General features: G+C 29.4%; 41 protein-coding genes. 1 reads left to right on the top strand and 40 read right to left on the bottom strand.

Annotated features, from left to right (window positions below; translation table 11 throughout):
• From I2A66_RS15850 to tnpB, 24 genes are all read right to left on the bottom strand, one after another.
• On the bottom strand, positions 1-1,490 hold a 1,490-nt coding region (locus I2A66_RS15850; RefSeq protein WP_195251985.1), incomplete at its 3' end, for a phage tail spike protein.
• 8 nt (positions 1,491-1,498) lie between these two features.
• On the bottom strand, positions 1,499-2,212 hold the full coding sequence (locus tag I2A66_RS15845; protein WP_147516478.1) for a distal tail protein Dit: 714 nt from the start codon (positions 2,210-2,212) through the stop codon (positions 1,499-1,501).
• 16 nt (positions 2,213-2,228) lie between these two features.
• A complete protein-coding gene (locus tag I2A66_RS15840; protein ID WP_147516479.1) occupies positions 2,229-5,273 on the bottom strand; it encodes a phage tail tape measure protein in 3,045 nt (1,014 codons plus the stop codon).
• A gap of 14 nt (positions 5,274-5,287) precedes the next feature.
• A complete protein-coding gene (locus I2A66_RS15835) occupies positions 5,288-5,479 on the bottom strand; it encodes a hypothetical protein (RefSeq protein ID WP_207734798.1) in 192 nt (63 codons plus the stop codon).
• 68 nt (positions 5,480-5,547) lie between these two features.
• Positions 5,548-5,886, bottom strand: coding sequence for a hypothetical protein (locus tag I2A66_RS15830; protein WP_147516481.1), 339 nt, complete (start codon positions 5,884-5,886; stop codon positions 5,548-5,550).
• A 47-nt stretch (positions 5,887-5,933) separates the two neighbouring features.
• The gene (locus I2A66_RS15825) at positions 5,934-6,479 is read right to left on the bottom strand and encodes a hypothetical protein (protein WP_147516482.1); all 546 of its coding nucleotides are present in this window, start codon (positions 6,477-6,479) and stop codon (positions 5,934-5,936) included.
• Positions 6,480-6,481: 2 nt separating this feature from the next.
• On the bottom strand, positions 6,482-6,811 hold the full coding sequence (locus I2A66_RS15820; protein WP_147516483.1) for a hypothetical protein: 330 nt from the start codon (positions 6,809-6,811) through the stop codon (positions 6,482-6,484).
• Positions 6,801-7,193, bottom strand: coding sequence for an HK97 gp10 family phage protein (locus I2A66_RS15815; protein WP_147516484.1), 393 nt, complete (start codon positions 7,191-7,193; stop codon positions 6,801-6,803). The genes I2A66_RS15820 and I2A66_RS15815 overlap by 11 nt, the downstream gene beginning before the upstream one ends.
• Positions 7,186-7,494: a phage head closure protein gene (locus I2A66_RS15810; protein WP_147516485.1), complete on the bottom strand. Its 309-nt coding sequence runs from the start codon at positions 7,492-7,494 to the stop codon at positions 7,186-7,188. The genes I2A66_RS15815 and I2A66_RS15810 overlap by 8 nt, the downstream gene beginning before the upstream one ends.
• Before the next feature lies 1 nt (position 7,495).
• On the bottom strand, positions 7,496-7,783 hold the full coding sequence (locus I2A66_RS15805; protein ID WP_195251984.1) for a head-tail connector protein: 288 nt from the start codon (positions 7,781-7,783) through the stop codon (positions 7,496-7,498).
• A 9-nt stretch (positions 7,784-7,792) separates the two neighbouring features.
• Positions 7,793-8,941: a phage major capsid protein gene (locus tag I2A66_RS15800; RefSeq protein WP_195251983.1), complete on the bottom strand. Its 1,149-nt coding sequence runs from the start codon at positions 8,939-8,941 to the stop codon at positions 7,793-7,795.
• Positions 8,942-8,956: 15 nt separating this feature from the next.
• Positions 8,957-9,715 carry a hypothetical protein gene (locus tag I2A66_RS15795; RefSeq protein ID WP_195251982.1) on the bottom strand — a complete coding sequence of 253 codons (759 nt, stop codon included), beginning with the start codon at positions 9,713-9,715 and terminating at the stop codon, positions 8,957-8,959.
• Complete coding sequence (locus tag I2A66_RS15790; protein ID WP_195251981.1) at positions 9,708-10,952, bottom strand: phage portal protein; 1,245 nt, start codon at positions 10,950-10,952, stop codon at positions 9,708-9,710. Before I2A66_RS15790 ends, I2A66_RS15795 begins: the two co-directional genes overlap by 8 nt.
• 20 nt (positions 10,953-10,972) lie before the next feature.
• Positions 10,973-12,694: a terminase large subunit gene (locus I2A66_RS15785; protein WP_195251980.1), complete on the bottom strand. Its 1,722-nt coding sequence runs from the start codon at positions 12,692-12,694 to the stop codon at positions 10,973-10,975.
• On the bottom strand, positions 12,694-13,161 hold the full coding sequence (locus tag I2A66_RS15780; protein ID WP_207734797.1) for a phage terminase small subunit P27 family: 468 nt from the start codon (positions 13,159-13,161) through the stop codon (positions 12,694-12,696). The genes I2A66_RS15785 and I2A66_RS15780 overlap by 1 nt, the downstream gene beginning before the upstream one ends.
• Before the next feature lie 210 nt (positions 13,162-13,371).
• Positions 13,372-13,761, bottom strand: a complete 390-nt coding sequence (locus I2A66_RS15775; protein ID WP_147516490.1) for an HNH endonuclease — start codon at positions 13,759-13,761, stop codon at positions 13,372-13,374.
• Between the two features lie 34 nt (positions 13,762-13,795).
• Positions 13,796-14,278, bottom strand: coding sequence for a DUF4236 domain-containing protein (locus I2A66_RS15770; RefSeq protein ID WP_147516491.1), 483 nt, complete (start codon positions 14,276-14,278; stop codon positions 13,796-13,798).
• Positions 14,279-14,511: 233 nt separating this feature from the next.
• A complete protein-coding gene (locus I2A66_RS15765) occupies positions 14,512-14,973 on the bottom strand; it encodes a sigma factor-like helix-turn-helix DNA-binding protein (RefSeq protein WP_147516492.1) in 462 nt (153 codons plus the stop codon).
• Positions 14,974-14,988: 15 nt separating this feature from the next.
• Positions 14,989-15,348, bottom strand: a complete 360-nt coding sequence (locus I2A66_RS15760; protein ID WP_195251979.1) for a VRR-NUC domain-containing protein — start codon at positions 15,346-15,348, stop codon at positions 14,989-14,991.
• A 7-nt stretch (positions 15,349-15,355) separates the two neighbouring features.
• Positions 15,356-15,574, bottom strand: a complete 219-nt coding sequence (locus I2A66_RS15755) for a hypothetical protein (RefSeq protein WP_195251978.1) — start codon at positions 15,572-15,574, stop codon at positions 15,356-15,358.
• 7 nt (positions 15,575-15,581) lie between these two features.
• Positions 15,582-15,845: a hypothetical protein gene (locus tag I2A66_RS15750; RefSeq protein ID WP_195251977.1), complete on the bottom strand. Its 264-nt coding sequence runs from the start codon at positions 15,843-15,845 to the stop codon at positions 15,582-15,584.
• On the bottom strand, positions 15,833-16,048 hold the full coding sequence (locus tag I2A66_RS15745) for a hypothetical protein (protein ID WP_195251976.1): 216 nt from the start codon (positions 16,046-16,048) through the stop codon (positions 15,833-15,835). The genes I2A66_RS15750 and I2A66_RS15745 overlap by 13 nt, the downstream gene beginning before the upstream one ends.
• A gap of 17 nt (positions 16,049-16,065) precedes the next feature.
• Positions 16,066-16,218 (bottom strand): hypothetical protein, encoded by a 153-nt coding sequence (locus tag I2A66_RS15740; protein ID WP_195251975.1) that lies wholly within the window; start codon positions 16,216-16,218, stop codon positions 16,066-16,068.
• An 87-nt stretch (positions 16,219-16,305) separates the two neighbouring features.
• Entirely contained in the window at positions 16,306-17,436 is a 1,131-nt protein-coding gene (gene tnpB, locus I2A66_RS15735; RefSeq protein WP_195251974.1) for an IS200/IS605 family element RNA-guided endonuclease TnpB, read from the bottom strand.
• 86 nt (positions 17,437-17,522) lie between these two features.
• Between tnpB and I2A66_RS15730 the strand changes: the two genes are divergently transcribed.
• Positions 17,523-17,663, top strand: a complete 141-nt coding sequence (locus I2A66_RS15730) for a hypothetical protein (protein WP_195251973.1) — start codon at positions 17,523-17,525, stop codon at positions 17,661-17,663.
• 160 nt (positions 17,664-17,823) lie between these two features.
• Here the strand turns inward: I2A66_RS15730 and I2A66_RS15725 are convergent, their stop codons facing one another.
• From I2A66_RS15725 to I2A66_RS15650, 16 genes are all read right to left on the bottom strand, one after another.
• Entirely contained in the window at positions 17,824-18,093 is a 270-nt protein-coding gene (locus I2A66_RS15725) for a DUF6440 family protein (RefSeq protein WP_195251972.1), read from the bottom strand.
• A gap of 39 nt (positions 18,094-18,132) precedes the next feature.
• Positions 18,133-18,288, bottom strand: a complete 156-nt coding sequence (locus I2A66_RS15720) for a hypothetical protein (RefSeq protein WP_195251971.1) — start codon at positions 18,286-18,288, stop codon at positions 18,133-18,135.
• 12 nt (positions 18,289-18,300) lie between these two features.
• Entirely contained in the window at positions 18,301-18,513 is a 213-nt protein-coding gene (locus I2A66_RS15715) for a hypothetical protein (protein ID WP_147516451.1), read from the bottom strand.
• 3 nt (positions 18,514-18,516) lie between these two features.
• Entirely contained in the window at positions 18,517-18,759 is a 243-nt protein-coding gene (locus I2A66_RS15710) for a hypothetical protein (RefSeq protein WP_147516452.1), read from the bottom strand.
• 78 nt (positions 18,760-18,837) lie between these two features.
• Positions 18,838-19,059, bottom strand: a complete 222-nt coding sequence (locus tag I2A66_RS15705; protein WP_195251970.1) for a hypothetical protein — start codon at positions 19,057-19,059, stop codon at positions 18,838-18,840.
• Between the two features lie 12 nt (positions 19,060-19,071).
• Positions 19,072-19,323, bottom strand: coding sequence for a hypothetical protein (locus I2A66_RS15700; protein WP_195251844.1), 252 nt, complete (start codon positions 19,321-19,323; stop codon positions 19,072-19,074).
• Positions 19,324-19,335: 12 nt separating this feature from the next.
• Positions 19,336-19,527: a hypothetical protein gene (locus I2A66_RS15695; protein WP_147516454.1), complete on the bottom strand. Its 192-nt coding sequence runs from the start codon at positions 19,525-19,527 to the stop codon at positions 19,336-19,338.
• Between the two features lie 15 nt (positions 19,528-19,542).
• The gene (locus tag I2A66_RS15690; protein ID WP_330615494.1) at positions 19,543-20,001 is read right to left on the bottom strand and encodes a DNA N-6-adenine-methyltransferase; all 459 of its coding nucleotides are present in this window, start codon (positions 19,999-20,001) and stop codon (positions 19,543-19,545) included.
• A gap of 56 nt (positions 20,002-20,057) precedes the next feature.
• Positions 20,058-20,423: a hypothetical protein gene (locus I2A66_RS15685; RefSeq protein ID WP_195251969.1), complete on the bottom strand. Its 366-nt coding sequence runs from the start codon at positions 20,421-20,423 to the stop codon at positions 20,058-20,060.
• Between the two features lie 62 nt (positions 20,424-20,485).
• Entirely contained in the window at positions 20,486-21,583 is a 1,098-nt protein-coding gene (locus I2A66_RS15680; RefSeq protein ID WP_195251968.1) for a hypothetical protein, read from the bottom strand.
• Between the two features lies 1 nt (position 21,584).
• Positions 21,585-22,133, bottom strand: a complete 549-nt coding sequence (locus I2A66_RS15675) for a hypothetical protein (protein WP_195251967.1) — start codon at positions 22,131-22,133, stop codon at positions 21,585-21,587.
• Positions 22,134-22,144: 11 nt separating this feature from the next.
• Complete coding sequence (locus I2A66_RS15670; protein ID WP_195251966.1) at positions 22,145-22,303, bottom strand: hypothetical protein; 159 nt, start codon at positions 22,301-22,303, stop codon at positions 22,145-22,147.
• Positions 22,304-22,323: 20 nt separating this feature from the next.
• Complete coding sequence (locus I2A66_RS15665) at positions 22,324-22,512, bottom strand: hypothetical protein (RefSeq protein ID WP_195251965.1); 189 nt, start codon at positions 22,510-22,512, stop codon at positions 22,324-22,326.
• Positions 22,513-22,701, bottom strand: a complete 189-nt coding sequence (locus I2A66_RS15660; protein WP_195251964.1) for a hypothetical protein — start codon at positions 22,699-22,701, stop codon at positions 22,513-22,515. It lies immediately after the preceding gene.
• A gap of 8 nt (positions 22,702-22,709) precedes the next feature.
• Positions 22,710-23,135 (bottom strand): single-stranded DNA-binding protein, encoded by a 426-nt coding sequence (locus tag I2A66_RS15655; protein WP_195251963.1) that lies wholly within the window; start codon positions 23,133-23,135, stop codon positions 22,710-22,712.
• A 108-nt stretch (positions 23,136-23,243) separates the two neighbouring features.
• The gene (locus tag I2A66_RS15650) at positions 23,244-23,819 is read right to left on the bottom strand and encodes a hypothetical protein (protein WP_207734796.1); all 576 of its coding nucleotides are present in this window, start codon (positions 23,817-23,819) and stop codon (positions 23,244-23,246) included.
• Positions 23,820-23,883: the final 64 nt, after the last annotated feature.

The following is a 23,883-nucleotide window of genomic DNA, read 5'->3' as shown; positions in this document are numbered from 1 at the left end:
TTGAAATTATTATTTTTTATCTTTATAGTTCCATCATCTAAATTTATTTCAAAGTCATTATTATGATTTCTAATAACCCCTGTTTTAAGCAAATTAGCATTTAATATTCCGGAACTTATCATAGTGGCAACTATTCCACCATCTTGAGTTATAGCCGTAGAATATTTACCATAGTAACCAGTACTACTATGAGCTAATCCGCCTGAATTCCATCTCCAAACCTTAGTTGCTGTATTAATATCAGTTGTATCCATTATTAATATTTCATTTTTTCTATGAACTACATAACTATCTTTAAGTCCATTTTCAATAAGATCTGTTGCATTATTTATAGCTTCTTCAAACCATTTATTATTTTCTTTTACTTCTTCTATCTTGTTCAAAACTTGATTTATAGTCGGAGACTTTTTATTTTCTGTATTATTAGATAATTCAACTTCTATTACCTTTTGTCTTAGAATATCATATTGTTTTCTTATTGCTCTTACAGTAATATCAATACCTAACTTTTCTTCATATACATCAACATCATCACCTATTAATACTCTCTCAGCAGCAACATAATTTTTATATTCTTCAGTTTGTTCCAGCTGTACAAAATTAACTCTATATTCTCCTCTTAACTCATCAATATGATTTTGAGTAAATTCTAATTTCGCTCTTTTAATTAATTCTGCTTGAGCTTCCTCTAAAGTATTAAAACCTTCATCATTATTTTCTGATTTAACTTTTACATCCTCATACTTAATTTCTTTAGTTTTTATAGAGCTATATTTATTAATAAGAGGACTATCTACAAATCCTGGAATAGTTATTCCATCGTATCCTTTTGGTTTTATTCTTGTTACTATGTTATCTATATTAGTACTAGCTTCAAAACCAGTTAAATTTTTGTTATTTCGTATTTGAACCCCTCTATGTGTTCCTATACGATTATTAATATATAAATTGTATCCTCTACGTTGTACTTCTCCTCCCCATCTTTCTAAGAAAGAGTTATCACTTGTATGTAAAGCTTCATACATACTCATATCCATATAGTAAGAAGTAGAAGTACTTTGAATATCTGAATATACATTAATATCCTTCTTACCTATAGAGTTATCTTTAATCCAGCTAATAGCACCTTGTCCATTTTGATTTTCAGGCCTTACATCTTCAATCCACATATCTAATGTTTCAGAGATGGTTATTTGTCTAGCAAATACAGTTATATCTCTACTAGTTTTTAAGACTTTAGCAATTCTAAAATATTCATTGCCATAATCCAATTGAACCTTTAAAATTGCTTCTTCATTTATAGAATTATGTAGTCCATCTTCATCTATTAAAAACACTGCATCTAAATAATACTCACCAGTTTTTAAAACTTCATCAGATATAGCCGAAATGCATATATTATCTAAAATTTCATCTCCATTACCAGTTATAACAGCACTAGGAGTGCTATTTTTATCAAATACACATATTTTTACTAACTTTTTATTCATAGCTCCTCCTATTTGTATGCTGTTCTTGGTAATATTTCTACCTTACTTACATCACCTATCCAACTAACTTCATTAGATCCTCTTGTTAGAATAGGGAAATGACCTATCATATCTCTAGACTTACTTGTTTTATCTTTATTTAGACATAATAAAAGCTTACTATCTAATTCTACATACTCATTAACATTGTTAATTTGAACTGTATCATCATTTATAGTAAGCTGAATATTACCATTTCCATGTATTTTTATATTACATTCACCTATAGCAGTTCCTAAGTAATTAATATTTTGTGGATTTGTTAACTCTATAGTATTCTCAATAGTTAAATACTTAAATGGCTCACATAAAAATGTAATATTAAAATTACCTAAATCTTTCATACTAGTATAGATATCTTCTAAAATTACCTTTTTAACTTTATAACATCTATCATTCCTATCATATATTAACTTATTATCTTCTATGCAAAATAACCATTTATATATTTCGTCTTCATATTTATATATTTCTTGAGGTTTGTATTCAAGAATCGTAACTTTAAAAGTCTTTTTTATATCAGGATAAGTACCTTTATTGTATATTAAACTTCCAGATCTACCCTCAATATATATTTCTTCATATTGTTCTTGATTAACTTCAGTAGGAGGTCCTTCAAGAACAGTTATATTCAAGTCAGTTTTACTACTTATATTATTAAATATAATTGTATCTCTACTCATATACACTCCTTTCAAACTAATCAGTTAGAGGTTTTCTATAACTATAGTTTTTGAACTCATCTTGATATTTAGCAATTGTTCTAGTTAAATTTCTGCCATCTACATTAAAATTAAAATCTATAGTTTTTATAGCTCTTATAAATGAGCTTGTTAACTTATCATAATCTATAGATGAACTATCAATTAATTTTAAAGAATCATTACTTCTTGAAATTGTCTGTACTACCGAAGGATCAACTTCAGACACATCATTTACTAAATCATCTATATTATCCTTTATATTTCTAGTTAAATTAGGCATTTCATTATCTGCCCCAACATCTATACCTTCAACAATTCCACCACCAACAGGATACATAACTTTTGCAGGAGAGTTAATTTTTAAAGCAGATTTAAAACCACTTACTATACCAGAGCAAAAACCACTTATTTTATCTTTTATCCAACCAGTCATACTAGTTATACCCTTCCAAATACCTTCAACTGCCGATTTTCCTATATTAAGCATTTTACCTGGTAAGCTAGTAAAACCATTAGCTATAGCGGTTACAGTATTACTTGCTGCTGTTTTACCTCTATTAACCATGTCTGAACCCATCTGTACTATTTTTTGAATAGCATTGCTTAACCAAGTCCATAGTCTTCCGGGTAATTGACTGAAATAACTAATAATACCATTTATAGCATTATTAGCATAGTTCATAGCATTATTGTAGGTTTGAGTTCCCCAACTAATTACTTTTTGAATTGCATTAGACAACCAGCTCCAAATTTTACCAGGAAGTTGTGAGAACCATGTTGACACGCCATTTATCCATATAGGTACATTTGTAGTTAAATAGGACCAAGTATTAAACCCCCAGTTAACTATATTAGCTAATGCCGTTCCTAATGCAAATCCAATCTTATAAGGTAGTTCGTTAAACCAATTTACTATATTAGAAATCCATTGAGGTATTGTAGTTGTAAAAAAAGTACTTACATTAGTCCCCCATTGATTAAATGTATCCATTGTCAGTGTCCATAAATTACTAAACCAACTTGGGATTCCTTGAATGAAAGTAACACATGTATTCCATGCATTAGGTATAGTTTCTATAAAAAAATTACATATAGCTCCCCAACAATCAGATGCTGCTTGCTTTATACTCTCCCATGCAGCTATTACAGTGTTCCTAAAATCTTCATTTGTATTCCATAGTACTATAAGTCCAGCTACAACCCCAGCTATTGCTGCTCCTACCCATACCATAGGATTCGCTAACCAAGTACTATTAAATAATTTGGTTGCTACATTTGCAAGTGTTAGCCCACCTTCGAGCTCTTTTATACCTTTAGCAAAATTAAATAAATTTTCGGCTATAAGTATACCTTTTAATATCATAAATGAAGACACTAAACCACCAAGTATACCTGCTATCGTAGGTCCATTGTTTACTATAAATGATACTATGTCGCCGATTGCATCCGCTATACCCGATAGAATATCTTTTATAGTTGGAGCGTTATCTTGCACATAGCTTATAGCTTCCTCTACAACAGGTTGCAGTTCCTCCCCAAGAGGTTCTATAACATCAGTATTTAATGTCCGTCCAAGTCCGGCAAGTGCTGACCCTATATCATCATATTTTTGGCTATTAATAGTTTCTAGGGTATTCGATGCTCTATCTGCTTCTCCACCTATGTACATTAGTGCTTCTACACCTTTAGTTCCAAGGTCCTCGAACATTGTTCCAAAAAGAGCTACACCTAATTCATTTTGTTTTAAAGGATCCTCTAAAGTAAACAATGCATCTGTAACTTCACCCATTGCATCTGCAGCAGTTTCTCCTCCTTGTGCGAATCGTTTAGTAACGTCATCAACATTTAAACCTAGTGCTTTAATTGCATCATTTGCAGAACCATCTTTCATTCTTATCCCAAATTCTTTAACTGCATCACCTAGTTTATCAACAGAAAATGTACCTGCATCTGTACCATTTTTTAGAGAGTTAAACATCTCTTCTGCACTATATCCAGCTTGTTCAAAGTGTACTGAATATTCATTTATAGTATCAAGTAAATCTCCATTTTTATCTAATCCCATCTGAGCACCTTGTGCTATAAGATTGTAAGCTTCATCTGAAGATAACCCAAATTGATCCATCAACATCTTAGCTGCTCTAGTTGATTCATTTACTTCAAACTCAAATGTATCTCTTAGTAATAATGCATTCTCTGTAGCTCTTTCAAGTTCTTTTCCAGCTAAATTTGTGCTTGTTTTTACAGTAGCCATACTTTGAGCTACATCTTCAATAGATTCACCAAAATTATTCTTATATATATTTTCCATTGAAGTATTGAGACTATCAAACTCATCTTTACTAGCACCAGTTCTAGTTATTAGCGTATTAAATGCTTTATCAAATTCCGTAGATAACTTTAAAGCATACCCTGCTCCAGTAGCAGTTGCCGTTCCAACTGCTAGAATTCCTGCACCTATAACTTTAGCTGAATCTACCAGTTCATCTTTTTGCTTTTCTAGTTCTTCAGTAGCCTTTTTAACTGCCTCTGCATGTTCTTTTTGTTCTTTTTCTGCTTGATTTAAAGCTTCTTTCTCTGCTGCTAATGCTCTATTTTGTTCTTCAACAGCTCTTGAAAGTCTCTCAGCTTCTTCTTTAGCAACTCCATTATTATCTCCGAATTCTTCTAAATTACGAGTTGCTACTTGATATGATCCTTTAATGTTATTTAATTCTTGCTCTGTTTTTATAAGTTCTCTTTGGAATTCTCTATATTGTTCTTCTCCAATATCTCCTTTTTCAAATTGAGCTTGAACCTGAATTTGAGCAGCCTTAAGTGCATTTAACTTTTCTTCTGTTGAATTAATAGATTTTCCTAAAAGTTCTTGTTTCTGTGCTAATAATTCTGTATTTGTAGGATCTAATTTAAGTAACTTTTCAACCTGCCTTAATTCAACTTGTAAAGACCTACTTCTTTTATTTACATCTCCTAGCGCTTTATCTAAAGGCGCCGTATCTCCTCCAATTTCAACTGTAATTCCTTTAATTCCTTTGGCCATACTATTCCTCCTTTCTATAAAAATTGTTTTAACTTCTGTCTATCTGGCTTTGTTTGTTCTAATCTAAAAGCATTCTCCAAATACTCTACACCGCGCTCAGTTTGAGACTGTTTATATATAAATGCATCTCTTCTATATTGTAAATAATCTATATAATCTAACTCTTCTACCTCTAGCATATTTAAACCGGTATATTCAGAAACCATATGTTCCCAAAATGTTGTGATATCATAATTAAATCCCCTATTATCATCAATTGGATAATAAGGGATTTTTAGTTTTTTCCTTTGATTCTAGAACCTACAAATTCCATATATTTATTTAAGAAAAACTGAACATCATCTATATCAAATATTTCTTCTAATAACTCTTTTTCTATAGTTATTCCACCTTTATTTCTACTCATTACTATGGAGCAAGTTTCATATAAAAGATTTATTTGTTCATCTTCAGATATATCTTTAGATTCATTGCCAATTAAATCTTTTATTCTAACCAACTTATTCATTACTTTTTTACTAGGGCTTAGAACCATAATAGTTGTCTTTTTTTCATTATTAAGTGTTATAGTTAAATACTTTTTTTCTCTTAAATTAAAATCTATACTGCTCATAAATTCCTCCTAAAATAAAATAAAAGAGGGATATCCCTCTTTTATCTCTAGTCTGTTATTGTACTATCAAACTCTTGATATTTTATTAATGTTCCCTCACTATCCTGCGGCAACGCTTTAAATTCAGCATCAATTACAGTTTCTTTATCTTTCGCGAATGCTAATGAAAAACCAGCTTGATTTTTACCTACTATAGTAACTCTTATGTCTCCATCAACTGGATCTTTATGTACAAAGTGAATTACATAAGATTTACCATTTGCATTTCCAGTTCCACCAATTTTAACAGTCCTTATATGTTTAGATGTATCCTCTGAAACCCTACCAGTTTCGCATAATACCGCTAATGTTTTCCCATTGAATGTCATTATTCCACTCTTTAATATAGCTTCCTCTTCTGTGAGTATAGTTTTAACAACTATACCTAAATCATCTTTAGCTTCATAAAAAGTAGGTTTGTACTCTAATGTAGCTCCTCCACTTATATATCCAAGTCTATTTTCATCAGTTTCTATAGTTTCATTTTCTGGGATTGTTCCTGTGAATTCTTTATAATATAAGTGTCCACTTCCTAATGTTATCTTGTCTTTCATATTTATCTCCTTTTCTTTTCTGGGAATTCAAAATCATATACAGTTAAATAATGTTCTTCACTCTCAATCCACTCTCTACGCCTTCTATAATCTGTACAGAATGTGTCTAATATTAACTTCTCAACTTTATCTGAAGACTCATCTTGATTTATTGTCTTAGTATATAACTCAAGAGATACTGTATGATTAATAATAAGAGCTTTATTATTATCTGAACCATAACAATAGTTTTCATCATTGAATATAATATATGGATGTCCTGGTGGTGTTAAGAATCGAATTTCTCTAGTTTTTATACCAGTTTCATTTGCGATAACTTCTTTAATATCCACTCTTAACCACCTCTTCTATTTTTGATTCTAATTCTTTAACTGCTATTTTTTCATTTTTAGTTATATGATTATCTCCTTTTACAAAACCGCCATTTTTAGTTCTATGACCATTATTAAGAAGATGTGCTAATCTATATTCGGGTTGTTTAACATACCAAACTTTTATTTTTTTATATTTATTTTCATATTTAGTTTTACTGGCTATAGCTTTTTTGTATTTACCTTTTCTTCTTCCTATCTTTGCATCCTCCTTAGTTCTTTTTACCAAGTCACTTGCAACTTCTTCGGTAATTTTTTTTACACTTTCTGTTACATCTTCGCTATAGTTTTTAAGTTCTTTGTATATAGTATCAGCTAGGTTATTTAAATTACATTTACTCATATCTTCCAATTCCTAAAAGTTTCACATTCCTATGCTTTAACATATAATCATCATAATCTTCTATATCATATATAACACCTTCAAACACTATCCTGTATTGTTGTGTATTCAATGTTATCAGTTTTAATGGCGTACAGTATCTAACATTAAATACAAGTTCTTGTGAATATTGTATAGATCCTGATGATAAATACTCAGATCCTTTTGATTTATTAACAAAAGAGCGGAGCCTTAAATAATCGCTCCACTCCTCAGTATCTTCATTGAGTTTTTGTATTATAATTGGTCTATTATAAACCATTTTAAACCTTCTTTCGCTTCATTTCACACTTTATTTGTAAAGAAAAATCATTAATTAATCTTCTTACATTTCCGCTTACCTTATCGTTAAGACTATGATTATCATAGAGATCTTCAATTATAATTAATGCTATTTCTTTAACTCTTTCATCTTCTTTAGGATAATCTATACCTAAAGCACCCTCTAAATACAGTTCAGCTACTCTTTTTAGATGTTTTAGTCTAGTTATTATAGCTAAATCCTCGTAATCTATACCAAGATAATCTTTTATGTCTTCAATAGTAATCATAGTTTATACCTACTCAGCGATAGTTATATATCCATTTACAATCGAATCTTTATCCTTAACTTTATAATCATCTCTTATTATGGCTCTTAGTAAGGTCATGTTCTTAGCATATGCATTAAATGAACCTAAAGTTGCTACATTAGATGCCATTATACTCATAGATTGGCGATCAAACTTTTTTACATAATCAAATAAATTACCAATTATAAATGGTACTTTTTGTGTGTTAGTTGGAAATACCTTATTAGGTAATACTTTAATATTTAATACAGTAGTTCCGCATCTTAATTGCATTTGTGATGGTGCAGTTGGATCTGGGTTTAATAAAGGGCGACCAGTAGTATCTTTTAATGTATCCAAATAATTTAAACCATCATCGTTAGTATATATTTTAGCTCCATTCTTATAAGCTTGCCCTAATGTAACATTAAGCGCTTTTTTAATGCCATCAAGGTTCTTTAAGTCTACTTCATCTTTAGTAGCAACTAATTCTAATATTTTTTTATTAGACGTTGCAACATCCGCTCTCCCTAGCCACTGCGATACTATATCTATAATATTAGAATCACTATCATTTATTAAGTCATTTGATACCGGCATAAATCCAGCTCTATCTTGTATAGTATAGTTTAATCTTTCAAAAGTAGGTGCTTCTATTTCTTCTGTTATTTCGCCATTTTCATCTATATCAACAAAAGTATCTACTTCTCCTTTCTTTTGATAGGTTCTTGATCCTTTATTAGTAGTTACTTTTTCAACGTCTATGTCTTGTAATAAAGAATAATCAACATCCTTATAGTACTCTACTTTAGTAGACACATCTACAGGTACTGTGTAACCACCATTAGCATCTACACTTTCTACCAATCCTTTACCAGTAATAAAACTTCTTAATGCTTTTGCAAAATTCTTTAATTCATCTTCTTTGTTTTTATCAGATTTAGCTTTTTCTAAATCATCATTTGTCGGTGTATTTTTAGACTTTTCTGCTTCATATATCTTTTTTTCTAAATCAAACTCTTTTTGTAATTCATCAGCCTCATTTAATAAACTTTCTGCCTTTGCTAAATCTTTATTTTCTCCATCTTCCATAAAACCTTTGGCCATTAATATTTTTTGATCCATTTTGGCAAATATTTCTCTCATTTTCTTATTCATAATTATTCCTCCATATTATTTTTTTATAAATAAAAAAGAATCTAATGCTTTAAGTCTTAACTTAAGTTCAGATTCTTTGTTTATTTCATTATTTTTTTCACTTTCATTAATAAAATCCTTAACTTTAGCCCCATAGTTCTTAGTTGTACCAGCTCTTGGTTGTGCTGGAACTGCAACTAAAGATAACTCATATGCTTCTTTTGCACCATCTAAAGTAAAATAACATATTTTTTTACCTTCTACCGTGTTATACTCTTTACCCCAATAATGATTGCAATAAGTTGTTACATTATCGGTCCCGCAAATGCTACAATAAGCATGTTTTGCCTTACAACCAGTAGATACTTCTTTTTTTATTCCACCTTTAATTTCTGCTATTAAGTTTTCATTCTTTGAAGTTTTTATCATATATTGCTTTGTTACTAATTTAGTATAGATTTCTCCTGCTCCTGTTAATTTTGAAGCATCCTGAATTAATTCTGTATCAAAAATCCTTGCAACTTGATTATCTGCACTTCTTCTATGATCTTTTATGACAGTTTTACCAATATATAATTCCTTTAAATCTTTTAATGCATTTAAATTAAATGGTTCAAAGTTTCTATCGTCTAACTCATTATCTCCTACTACAGTTTTAAATACATATACTTCCTCTGCAGTAACTGGAGAGAGTGTAAACTTATTTATTTTCTTTAGATCTTCTTCTGTAACTTCACAAGTTTCCACATTTGCTGCTTTAAAAATAAAATCTTTTTCTATTTTTTCATCATCCATTTGTATTATCTCCTTTCTGATACTGTATTCCTGCTAAATTAACAGGTATACTAGCTCCATTTCCTAGCAACTTATCTCCACCTTCTTTACTTTCTAGATCTAATAAGGCTCTAGCTTCATTTGGTGTATATATAAAATTACTAACAGCATTACTTAATGTCTCTATTTGAGTTTTTAAATCTGCTCTTAATATAACTGATATATTAAACTTGAAATGGAATCCTTGATCTAATTCATATTTACTTAGTAATTTGTAAGTTATTTCTTCTTCATATTGCTTAAGTATATATAGTAATGTATCAACGTAAAAACTTAATTGTTGAGCTTCTGCACTAGCATAACTTGATTTTGTATAATCTCCTATTTGATAAGGTTTAATACCAAACGCACTAGCGATTTGAAGTGCGCTATACTGTTTCACTTCTATGAATTGGTTATCAGCTAACTTTACATTTAGAGGTGTAAGCGTCGCTCCAAGTGGCATAGGTATTATATTTTTTATACCTTCATTTTCTAATTTACCTGTTGCATAATCCTCTATGCCAGATATGAATGTTTTTACATTTTCATCATTTAACGAGCCTGTATATTGAACTACTGCTTTAGCTGTAAATCCATTCTCGTACATTTTATTAAGTAATTCTTGTGATTTTAAATTGCCTTGTATACTTGTTTTCAGTTGTTTTCTTACTGAAACACCTGTAATGCCATCAAATGTATGACTAGTTTTAAAATGAAGTATCTCTTCTGAACCAAATTTATAAAACTTAGATCCACTTGAATATAAATAATAAACATCAGGATTTTCACCTAATAACATAGCATCATCATACCAAATTTGCATTTTTCTATAATCTAAAATCCATAACTTGGTATCTTTCCCTGCTCCATCTATTAAGACATAAGCATTTCCAAAGTGATTCCTATTATACTCAACTGTACTCCAAAAAGTACTTGCAGTCATATATGGATTAGGTCTTTCTTTTAAAATGCTATACAATGGATGATCTCTAGCAGCCGTAACACCATTTTTATCAGTATATTTTAATAATTTCAACGGAAGTTTACCTATTGACTCACTAAGAACTTTAAGACATGCAAAATATGTAGCTTCACTTAAATCCTCTTTATTTACACCTTTTAGCCCTAAAAAGTCTAAAAGATGGTCTAGCTCTATACTTGTTGAATTATTTTTAAATGCTTTATAGGCATTCTTAAATCTTTTAGTAATTTTCATTGTATTCACCTCCTCTCAAATTATTTTTTCCATCCCATTTTGGCTAAGTACTTATCAAGTTCTGTCTCAACATTAACAACTTCTTTAGTTTTAAATTTCATTTTCACTGTTCTAGCATCTATGCATGCATCAACTGGGTCTATACGTTTAAATTTCGCCCTAGGTTCTTTATCTACTTTTATTTCTCCAAATGAGTTTTTAACTGTTTTAGCATTAGTAAAACTCCATGTTAATAGCTCATTTCGCCTATCATACTCAACTTTTCCACTTTTTACAGCTAATTGCATATCTACAGTAGCATCATTTAAAAATTTAGCTGATTGAGTAACCAATAATACTGGACATCCAAACTCCTCTAAATCAGAAAGAATACCATCTGCATTATGAGGGTCTACTCCTATCCCCATGAATTTTAAATTATATTCTTCTTTTATTCTTTTTAAATGATTAATTATAAATTTATAATCATTTTTATAATCTGAACTTCCTCCTGTTACAGTTAATAGCCCCATCTCTTCCCATAAATCATATGGTGCTAAATCTGTTTCTACATGTTCTTCTAGCCTACCTCTTGGCATAAATGAATGTGAATATAAGTAACTATTTTCATAATTATCTTCAAATTCAAGAGCTAATGTAGTTAAGTCTCCTCCACTTGACAAGTCTAGTCCTACCCAACACTCTCTACCTCTAAAGTTTTCTAGAGTTCTATCAGTTCCACATTCTTTCCATTTATCTACATTTATAAATTGATCATCTGTATTTTGCACCCACATATTAAGACATTTAACTAAAAAGTCCCTTAAATCAGAGCCTCCCATATCTTTAGCAGTTTGTGCGTCTGTTCTCAATGTTTCAAGGCCTTCTTCTGTTGATGCTAAAAAAGGATTTGCTTTTATCCAATTCCTTTCATCCCATATATCATCATTTTTATCTAAACAATATATATCAACAAAAAAATCCTCCGCGACAGTTAAGCCTTGAAGGATTTTTATACAGTAATCATCCATTTCTTTACAGAAACTATTTAATTTATCACCTCTAGTAGTTATCATACTAACTAAAGTTTCTTTTAATGATCTAGTACCATTGTATATAGCCTTATAAATTTTATTATCTCTATGTTGATGTAATTCATCTATCGAACTATATATAGATCTAAACCCATCATCTAACCCTGCTTCTTTGGATAATGCTTCAATTGTACAATCTGTTTCTAATGCAGTTATTAAAGATTTATAGTCCTGAACTTTAAACAATTCATTTAAGTCCTCATCTATAGTTATAAACTTAGCCATCTCTTCCCAAGCAAGCCTTGCTTGTCTTTTTTTTGTAGCAACTGTAAATAACTTACCAAATCTATAACCACTAAACCCTGCTACATATGTACCAGCTATACCATTTTCAAATGTTTTACCGTTTTGTCTTGCCATAGATTTATATTTACGTCTAAATCTTCTATTACCATTTATTTTAAACCATCCAAATGGAACTGCTAAATCAAATGCCTGACAATCTAACAATTTAACTGGTTTTGGATCTGAACCTTCTGCAATCGTTAGTGTTTCAGCATAATCTATTATTCTATTTGCATGTTCTACAGACCAGTAATAAGGAAATTCATTTGTATTTTGCCTTCTTAAATCATTCAAATGTCTTTTACATGCAAGAATATGTAACTCTCCAGCTTTTACTTCTCCACTAACAACCTTCTTTGCATATTCTGTTACTCTATCTCTCATTATGTCCCACCAAATTTAGCAAATTTATTTTTTTTAGGTTCTTCTGGAGGTTTAGGAATAACTAATTTACATCTACTAGATATTGTTAATCCTAAATCTATAGCATGACTCCTGCATTGTTTTGTATATCTATCTTCTAATATAGATAATTTATTATAAGTATCATAATCTTTAATTGGGTCCATATTTATTAATGATTCAGAAACTTTTATATAATTACTATATGATCTTATATACATTCCTAAGGAATTACAATCTAGATTAGACATTATATCTAACTCAACTAATTCATTTGCTATCTTTTTGAACTCTTTTTTCTCTTCTTTTGTTAGGTTTTTTGGTGGCTTTATTTTATCAGATTTAGCTTTTATTTCAGAATTTTTTCTAGCTTCAATTTCTGCTTTTGTAAGATGTTTCTTACCTTTAGCCACCACTAATTCAATAGGTTGTCTTTGACCAGCCACCATAATCACCTCCCAGTTATTTTTGAATTTCTCCGTGGGGAGTTTTTTGTATAAAAACCTCCCCTTGTATCGTTATCCCCAAAACCATTCATAGAATTTAACCCACCCCTACCCATGTGAGCCATTCTAAGAGGTTTTATTTTATCCTTAATGTATTTATACCTTTAATATGTACACACGGCTTTAAATAGGTCATATTGATATGGCTTTTGGTTATTTTTTTCTTCTTTTAAACCTATTATGCTTCTTGTTATGACACTCTAGGCACTGACAACGAAGATTATTATAGTCTAATCTTAATAGCCATCCTTCTTCTGTTTGTATAGCTTTGATATGATGTACTTCACTAGCTATAGCTCCACAGTCCTCACACTTATACTTCTTATCCTGCAAGTACTTCTTAGATAGTATCTTCCACTCCATAGAGTTATAGAACCTAACATACTTAGGATCTCGTTTTTTATTATATCTACTATTGGCTGCTTTGCTATACTTAACTTTAGCTTCTTCCTTATCTTTATCTACTATCTCTTTACAGCGATCACAGTATGTTTGAGGATACTGTATTGTTACTTTACATCTTGCACATAGTTTAGTAATCATATGTATCCTTTCAAATAAAAAAGGAATCCTACTCTTAAGATTCCTTTATATCCTTATCCTTTAATTGTTTTAATCCTTGCCATTTTATAAATCTTCCCATGATATTCGTTAAGCATGCAAATAGTATAGCCACTATAGATAGTAAGAATACAAATGCTCCTAAAGGAAATGCTGCTATAAATAATAATATAGCTATTATAAAAAGAGCTTTACTTATACGTTTATACTCATTAGATCTCTTTAATACATTTTCTTCTGTAAGTTCAAGCTCACTTACTAGAATGTTACTTTTATTATTATTAGTAGTAGTATTATTGCTTTTACCTTTAGATATATTACTAGTTGATACATAAGAAACGCCTGTACCTGGAATTCCTACAGATGTTGTCTTTCTACCTTTCGAGTTAATAGATACTCTTGCTCCTTTTACTCCTGCACTTATACCTACACTTTTCTTACTTACATTTAACTTAACTCCACCACCAAGGTTTATACTTTTTCTAAATCTTAATCCCATTATTATCTCCCCTAAATATTTTCTATTAAATATTATTATACTTATTAATACTAAAAAAGACTAGATGTCTTGTAATCTAGTCTTTTTATCTTAGGGATTAAAGGGTATATAGTGACATAAGTCATTTAATTTATATAGCTTTTTATTATTGCTATATTAACATATTAACACATTTTATTTCCACTCTGCTTCCCATGTTTTTCCCATGTTTTTCCCACGAATTTCCCATAATATTATACATAAGTAGCTTCTTCTCCATATATATAAAATGCAAGTTTCTCAATCGCTTCATCATGCATCCTCGCCACTTGACTCTTTGAATACTTTAATTTCTCTGCTATATATTCAAACGATCCATTTTTTCTTTTATTCTTTAAGTATCTTAAGTTTATTATATTCTTTTCAGTGTCTGTTAACTCTCTAGAGTATATTTCATACATTCTCATAGAAAAATCTATTTTATCTATTTGAGCTTCTCTGTGAGTAATTTGAGTATCATAACTTTCTATTAAGTCAGCTATGCTCTTATAGCTTGAATTTTGTATTGAACACCCATATTCTATTCCATCATTTAAACTTTGTCTTTCCTTTAATATTTCTATCTCATCTTTTAACATATCCTTTTTAGTTAATTTAACTCTTAAATTTTTCAAGTATTCTTTTGTCTTTTCTATATAATCTTTTTTTATGTTCAACTCAATCACCCATCTTTATGTCATTTTTATATATGATTCTATAGTTGCTTTAGCTTCATCAAATCCATTGCATACTACTGCATAATATCCTTGTTTACTCAATTCAATTAACCATTCTCTTTGCTTAGGAGTTGCCTTATTATTACCATGTTTCAATTCTATAAATAACCCATGGAACTCCCCTCTTGGTACAGGCAAAAATAAATCTGGAACTCCTGCCTTAACACCTTGTTTTTTAAGATTTATTGCTTCTATTTTATTCCTAGTACCACCATTAGGAATATGGAAAATTAACCCTAGCTCCGGATAAACACATTTATTTAAATCACACCACTGTATTAATATCATTTGCTCACTAGCTTCACTTCTTTTCATATATCCCCTAATCATCAACTTTTTCTATTTTTAATATTTTAAATTTATTTAACTCTGTTTCTACATTCATTCTACAATTGCCCATGATCTTACCAACTTCATGACAAAACTCAGTTCTATTTGTTTCTAATTCATTAAATTCATTAATATGTAACTTTATCTCAATAACATTTTCATATTTATTTTTCTTTATATGCTCTAAAACTAAATTATGTATTCTGTTCATAGTGTATTTATCTAATTTCTATCCTATCTTCATATTTTCTGTATACATTTTCCATTTCTTCTCTAAACTCTTTTTTTAAAGCTTCAATTTCAAATACATTAAAATCACTCAAATTTTTATTATATTTTTTCTCATATTCAGCTCTAAGTTTAATCATTATCATATCTCCTTCAGCATGAAGTTGATTATTAATAAAGATAACATCATGTAAATATGATAAATCCCTTATTTGTTCTGAATATACATCTCCTATTTTTACTATTTCTTCCATTTTACAACTCCTAATACTTCTCTATATCCAACTATCCCTAATGTATTGCTAGATAAGTCAGTTGCTAAGTATACTCTTTCATTTATATCATCCTCATTTGCACTATCTAAACATTTAAGTACTTTCTTAACTTCACACATCTTTTCTTGAGTACCTGACTTACCTTTTGCTATAATTCTATCTCCAACCTTAATAGTTAACATACATTCACTTCCTAAATTTATTGTTTTAATTGTTCGACTATTAATCTGTATCCATTAAATTCAAACATCTCTTGAATAGTTTCAGTCATGGTTTTGTAATCTTCTCCAAATACATCCATTAGGTCTGCTTTATTTTCTATTAATTTATCTATAACTTCTATTGGATTCATTTGAACCTCCCCACCTTAACTACCTACGGTAACGTTTGAAGATGGGGATTCCTGTTCGATAGTACTATTGTACTAAGCATTCACAGGCTAACAAGCTTGTTCCAAGCTCACTAATCTTAATCCTTCTTTTAGGATATTTTTACTTGCATTTACATCTCTGTCATGTAATACTCCACACTCTGGACATTTCCATTCTCTAAGTGCTAGATTTTTCACATCTTTATTTTTATGTCCACACACATTGCAAAGTTGACTTGATGGATATGTTTTATCTATTACTGATATAGTTCTACCATACCAATTAGCCTTATATTCCAATATTCTTCTGAACTCATACCAAGATACTTCACTTATTGCACCAGCTAATTTATGATTCTTCATCATATTACTTACTTTCAAATCTTCTAAGCAAATTATTTGGTTTTCTTTAATTAACTTAGTTGATATTTTATGCAAGTAATCTTTTCTTTGATTTACTATTCTTTCGTGTATCTTAGCAACTTTAATTCTTTGCTTATTCCAATTATTACTGAACTTTTGCATTTTAGATAATCTTCTCTGTTCTAATTTAAGTCTATAATTAGCTTTTCTTAGCCACTTAGGATTATCAAAAACATCTCCATTGGAACATATTGCAAATTCTTTTAATCCTAAGTCTATTCCTACATTAGAATCTGCGCTTGGAAGTTGTTCTATATCTACTTTACAACATAGGCTTACAAAGTATTTTCCTGTAGGTGTTTTAGATACTGTGGCATTAAGTATTTTACCATCTATAACTTGGGTTATCTTTGCTCTAACCCATTTTAGTTTAGGTAACTTAATTAGATTATCTTTAATGGTTATATTGTTGTTCACACATTTACTTTCAAAACTCCTCTTAGGATTTCTCTTCGTCTTGAATTTTGGGAATCCTTGATTATTTCCTTTTTTAATTTCTCTAAAAAAGTTTTGATATGCACTATCTAAATCATCAATAGTAGCTTGTAAACAAGTAGAGTCCACTTCTTTAAGCCATTCATATTCTTTTTTAAGTGATGGTATCATCTTAATTAAATCATACTTAGAATAAGATTTACCTTGTTCTTCGTATGTTTTAATCTGTAATGCTAACATATTATTGTATATGAACCTAGTACATCCAAATGATTTCTCTATTAATTGCTTTTGTACTTCACTTGGATATATTCTGAATTTATATGCTTTCATTTGCTCCATTGATTTTTTACCTCCTTTCGTATATTATTTTGATATACACATTATATCATGTATTATTTTAATACATAATACTTAGGAGGAAAATTATGTTACAAATGGTTAATATGAAATATCCAAAGCAATTACTGGATAGAATAGATAAGTTTAAAGATGATATGGGCTTTACAACAAGAACTAATGCAATCATTCATTTAATTCTAGCTGCATTAGAATCTAAAGGTTATTAATACCTTACGGTTAGGCTTACATCCCCACCCTACTAACGTTGAGGATGGGGTATTGCGCCTTTAAGGATAAAATCTCCTTTTTTCGTTTAAATACCAGTCATGGTGCAAGGTGTAGTCTGCTGGTATTGGTTAGGTGCTACACTACCTAAGATAAACTTTTTTATTCACTAATTTTTAATGTTCCATCTGCATTATATCTTGGAGTAATACTCACACCTCTTCCGTACGAACTACTCTTATCAATGAGCATGTATTCAACTTTTGTATCTTTATCAACTAATACTTCGATATCATATTCATCATAATTATATGTTTTATTAAACATAAATGGTTCATAAGTATCACTAGCAAAACTTATATTTTTAAACCTACTACATCCTATTAAAAATGCTGTTGCCATAATAACTCCTGTTAATAATATTTTTTTCATATATTCCTCCTCTTAAAACCTACCTTTTCTTTGCTTTTCTTAGTCATCACCATAAAGGTCAAATGCTAATGGTCCTTCTTGATATTTCTCATAACAAAGTTTTTCATCTGCAACATAGAACATACATTGATCATCAGTCATGCTGCAATAGTATCTTCCTTCTTCATAATCAAACTTAGAAAATCTACAACTCATAATCTCCACCACCTATATTGCAAGTTTCTCTTTCACATCTCTTATTGCCTGTCTTGGATTATCGTAAGCATCAACAGGTATAAATATTGATTTATCAAATTTTCTACTTTTTTCTAATAGTTCAAATTTAAAACTATCATCTTTCATCCAGACAATTCGTATTCTCCATATCGAACTACCATATATAAATTCTTTGTAAAATCTTCCATATGTTTTTCTATTCATAATCTATATAACCTCGTTTATTAAACTAACTTTTAGCTTTTTATTCTTAGCTACTAATTCTAAATTAGTTTTATGTATTAATTCTTTTAATTCTTCATATGGATCAGACCAATTTTCAAATTCTCTATTTATAAAATAGTATTTATTTTCTATATGGCATACAAACCCATACTCTCTAAGTAATGATGAATAAACTAGATCTCCACATTTTATAGATTCCATCTCTTTTTTAACAACTATTTTCATAATCTCCACCACCTAAACACTTTTTTTGCACTTGATCATATTGTTAGCTTCAACAGTATGATTCTTATATATTTTTATTTATTTTTCATCTTCCTCGATATTTATTGAAATACAAGCAATCTCACTTTTAATAAAGTAATGAATACTATTTTCCCCCTCCATACAAAACGCATTTTCATTTGAAGTTAGAAATCTAGAAAATTTATTATGTAATTCTTTTTTATTTTTAACATCTTCCCATATATGCTTACTCGAATAAACATATCCATTTTTAAAAACTATTTTTAATGTAAATTTCATAATCTCCACCACCTAATCTTCTTCATATATTTCAAATGGTCTTACTCCACTTTGCATTACATTACCTTGTGTCGGCTCATCAACAAAGTACCAGTTATTTACATCTACGCCTGTAAATATATCTTCCTCTGTTTCTTCATTCTTTACATTAAAGCTAATATATGCCTTTTCAAATATCTTCTCTATCGCTTCATCCATTGAACTTGCTTCCATAGAGAAACTTAAATCTAGTATTAAGCTTATATCACCATAAAATTCCTTCATAATCTCCACCACCTATTTTCTAACATTAATCTGATTCATTTTAACTCTAGCAACTTTTCCTGGTCCTTTATTATCAAGTGCATCTCTATCTATGAAAATAAATTCCTCTGTCTTAGGATCTACCGCTATATATAAATTAAAACTTTCAAGTGATCCTTTTATAACTTCTGCTACTAATCCTACTTTCGCTTGAAATTCTTCCATATTAAAACTCCTCTTTTACTTACTCATAACGGTTACATTTAGTTCTTTTATTTTATTAGATAAAATTACTAAAGCACTCGGAAATGGAGCTGAATTATCACTATTTCCGAATTTTAATCTTCCCTTTATAAATCTTATCTCACTTGCATATGGGAAAATAAACTCATGCCAATATTTTGTATCAGTTCGAGCTGGTATCAAGCATACTACTGTAGCACCTTTAACACTTTCGTTGTATGCTTTTTCTATCCATTTCCCTATCTGCCTTACATACGGTGGATTCATCCAGCATACACCCTTCCATTCTTGCTTTAAACCATCTACTTCAGGTGTATAATAATTACTGTATTTAGCAGTTTCATCTACTGCACATACATCTATATCAAATTTAAATTCCTCATTTACTTTATTGAAAAATTCAATCGGAGTTTCCCAAGTTTGGTCTTTACTACTAAACATTAAATTATTATTCACTCAACTTCCCTCCTAATAAAACCCATCTTTTCTTTACTTCTGTATTAAAAAATCCACTATTTATGAGAATACTTTATATTCAATTGATTTAATTCTTGACGTTCTAAAACTTCTATAACACTTGATAATATATGTTTCGTTTGATCTTGTAGAGCATTTTTATAAAGTAAATCCTCTATTTCTATAAGAGTTATTTTATTTTTTCTTATTTCTTCACTTATTGGTAAATAGCATATGACATTTCCATCTTCTATTCTGTTATATTTTGATATCCATTCATTTAGCGACTGCCTTATCAATTCACTAACTGTTATAATTTCCTGATTCCCTTTAGCCTTTAAACTATCAATAGTATCTAATATATTTTTCTTTTCTGTATCAGTTACCATTATTTTCATCATATTATTTCTTTTTTCTTTCATATAAACACCTCATAACTATTAACTAATAAAACCCATCTTTTCTTTACTCTCATTTATATAATTTAAATATATCTACGTCCTTCACTTACAAATACACAGCAACCTAATAGAATAATTACCATTATTATTTTTGATGTTGTTGTAGTTTCAATTTGTATGTAATCAAAATCTTTAAACTCTTTTCTATCAAATTTTTTCTCAATTAATTCTGATACATGATCCATTACTTCTGTAAAGTTATCCAGATTATCTAAGTTCATAATATATTCTCTTACATCAGTCTTTAATATTTCTACATCGGTCCAACTAAAAACATAGCACCATGTAGCTTTATTATTCTTATCTGTCCCAAATGTAACTATAAAATCATTTTTAGCCCCATTTTCCCAATAATCTTGAAGGGCATATCCATAACTTTCATCTTTATCTTCAAAGTTAACAAACATTAAGTTTACTTGTTTATATGATTTTGTATTTTCTTTATTATTTTTATTATTTGTATCATTTAAGTTTGAATTTATTGAATCTAAATACCTGCTAAGCTTATCTTTATCTTTAAATTCACCTATAAGCCTATTTACAGTTAATTTATCTTGTTCAATAGGGTACTCAGGCATATCTTTATAATCACTTAAATCAATATCTTTATGTTTAAATATAGAATATGATGCTTTCAATCTATTCTCATAATTATGTACAGATGCTGTTGCCATGCCTACTGGATAATATTCCTCTAACTCCGCATTTGAATTTACAAAACTATCATTAAATCTTTTTCCATCTAATGTTTCATATACTCTAAATTCACCTTCATCTGATGTAGTTATATAATTCTTAGCTTCATGATGTTCCCAATAACCAGGTATCTCTCTTGTTTTAGTTACTGCATTACCTTTACTATCTGTTTCCGTATAAGTTTCTATTCTAGGCGGATGCCATTCATCCCATTCTTCTTTATGTCTTACTTTAGTTATTTTCCCTGACCATATTTCATAATCATTAGTTTGTTGCTTATAATCTATAGCTACTATACCTGAATATGAAAAAACTATAACCATGGCACATATAACTAAACTAGATAAATCAATTTTATTTATAAAAAGGTGAATAATAGCACTAAATATTAATAGTGCTACAATCCCATATATAATATATGACATGTTACTCACCTCTTAGATTTATTTCTTCTGCTGAACCATTTTCAAACGCCTCTATTGTAGAATCTGATGTTACTACAAATTTATTTGCATCCATGGTCTTTCTATTAGTTATAGCTGCCATTATAAATTTCTTTTTAATATATGTGTTATATTCTCTTATCTTATCCGCTATAGTAGCCTGATTCTTGTCAAATATCTTTCTATTTGCTGACAGTTCCCTTTGAAGAGTTGTATAAACAGTAGAGTCTAAATTTGGATTAGACTCATGAATTACTTTAAATAATAATTCAGTATCTTGATTTCTTCCCTCTATTAACCCTTTATATATACGTTCAAAATCCTCTGCATACATATCTGTAACTTGAACCATTTCTTTTGCACTTTTAACCATGCTATCATAGTTCGATTTATTCGCTATATATTGAGCTTCAATCGATTCTTCTAATCCAACTGCTACATTTCTTTGTCCTAATATAGTAAATCCGCCTATTACTCCTGATACAGCTATAGCTCCTGCTATAGATATTGAAATTAAACATCCTTTTTTCATATTATCTCCTCCTAATAAACTTCTTCTAAATTTAAAGGTATAAACGTATGCGATCCACATTCACATGTATATAAATCATTTTTAATATCTATATGAATTTCATATTTTTCTTTTTCACAATTGCTGCATCTTAATTTTAAACAATTAAATAACTCAACTACTTTACCCATATTAATCCCTCTTTTACTTTTTATTTTTCATATTGTGTTTCAAATCCGATTATTTGCTTTTCTAAAAGTTCTTTTGATACTTTATTACTATTTTCTTTTTTAAACTTCTTACATTTGCTCCTACACCCTTGTAGAGTATCTGTATCCCCTATATAGTTCTCACACATTCCATATTCATTTTTCTTAAAATGTTTACATATCTTTGTCATTTATTCTCCTCCAACTTTTGAATGTCTTATATACATTCTCAATCTATTACCTATACTAATTAACTTACATCCGATATCTTCAATATCTGATGATGTATAATTGCTCTCATTAGCTTCTTCTAGCTTTTCTCCTAGGTATTTAACAGCACCTACTATATCTTTATATCTTTCATAATTAAAATTACTCATATATACTCCTAAAATGGAATGTCATCATCATCTATTGCAGTAAATCCTTGTGGATCTAACCCGCTAGGTTCAAAACTTGGTTCAAATTGTTTCGTTTGTTCCCCTTTATCTTTAGAGCTCTCTAATGACTTTATTTTATTTGCAAATACTTTTGTAAAAGTCTTAGCTTCATTTGTATTTTGATCTGTATATCTATCTACTCTTATCTCCCCTTGAATAGCTACTAGTCTTCCTTTAGGGATATAATTCGCACAATATTCAGCAGGTTTACCCATTATCTCAACAGGTATAAAGTCCGTTTCTTTAGTTCCATCATTCTTTTTATAGTCTCTATCTATAGCAATACTAAATCGAGCTACTGCAGTTCCTGTTCCTGGTATATATCTTAACTCAGGATCTTTTGTTAATCTTCCTACTAAAACTACGTTATTCATTCTATTTCTCCTTAGTTTTATACTTTTGAGCTACAATAGTTAGAACGTCAAGAGCTCCAACTATTGTAACTATAATTGCTGTTAATATTAATATGTCTTTCATTTTTACTACCCTAACAGTCTTAATACGTTATAGCACTTAACCCCATCTACCCATGGATAAACAACAACTTTACCCTTTTCTATTTTTCGGCTTCCATCTTTATTTTTTATAACAACCAACTCAGTTAATTGTTGCTTTACAATTGTAGCAAGAGTAACTTTATCAACTAAAGTTCTATTAGTATCTTTAAGATTTTTAATTTCATCATCACGTTCTATTAATAGTTTTTTATATGTATTTAACTCTTGTATTCTTTTATCATGCTCTTTACTTAAGTTGTTTAGCTCTTGAACTCTTTTTTCATATTCTTTACTTAATAGGTAACTAGAACGTTCTAGCTCTTCTACTTTGTCTTTATGTAACAATAACTTTGTATTTAAATCATCATTCAAGTTATTTAACTCTTTATTAGTTATAATAAGACCATTCATTTCAATATTTTTTGTAATTATATCTTTTTTTAATTCCATCGCTTCTTTTTTTAATTTATCAATATCTGATAAAACTTCTAAATATCTTTTCTTCGATACAAACATACTTTTCGCTCCTATTCTTTTATTTGTTTCTTTTGATTGAAACAATATTTATAAAGATTCTTTTTCCTACTGGGTACTTTTTCTAAATTAAGTTATATTTTTTCAAGTT

This window comes from Romboutsia sp. 1001713B170207_170306_H8 (assembly GCF_015550495.1).
In the GTDB taxonomy this organism is placed as follows: Bacteria; Bacillota; Clostridia; order Peptostreptococcales; family Peptostreptococcaceae; genus Romboutsia_E.
The sequence above is the reverse complement of the archived record's forward strand: the minus strand, read 5'-3'. Positions and strand labels throughout refer to the sequence as shown.